Here is a 497-nt window from a genome sequence, read left to right as displayed (position 1 = left end):
GGGGGGGGGGGGGGGGGGGGGGGGGGGGGGTGGTGTGGGGGGGGGGTGTGGGGGTGTGGGTGGGGGGTGGTTGGGGTGGTGGGTTGGTGTGGGTGTGTGTGTTGTTTTTTGGTGTTTGGGGGGTGGTTGTTGTTTTGGTTTTGGTGTTTTTTGTGGTTTTGGTTTTTGGGTGTGGGTTGTTTTTTGGGTTGGTGGGGGGTTGGTGGTTTGTGGTGGTGTGGTTGTGTTTGGGGGTGGGGTGGGGTTTTTTGTTGTGGGGTTGGGTTTTTTTCGTCTTGCTGGACAAGCTGCCTCCAGACCCACTCGGTACACCCCCCCGACCCCCCCACTCGCTACACGATTTTCCGTCGTCCCCGAGAACACCACCATCCCGGTGGTTGGGTGTTTTCTTTTTGTTAGGAGAACTTTTCCATCCATCGAATCTTTTAGAACCGGAAGGGGGTGAGGGGGGGTTAAAACAATTTCGTTCGTAGAGATCCCAAAAACAAAGAAAAGAA

The 497-nt window shown here is 55.5% G+C and carries 1 protein-coding gene; it reads left to right on the top strand.

Going from position 1 to position 497, the window contains the following annotated elements:
- Positions 1-399: hypothetical protein (locus ACTHTY_RS11625; RefSeq protein WP_440367780.1), on the top strand; the 399-nt coding region annotated here is incomplete at its 5' end.
- Positions 400-497 lie beyond the last annotated feature (98 nt).

Source organism: Neisseria sp. P0019.S002, assembly GCF_051957155.1.
Lineage (GTDB): Bacteria > Pseudomonadota > Gammaproteobacteria > Burkholderiales > Neisseriaceae > Neisseria > Neisseria perflava.
Note: the sequence above shows the minus strand (reverse complement) of the source record. Positions and strands in the feature narration are given on the sequence as shown.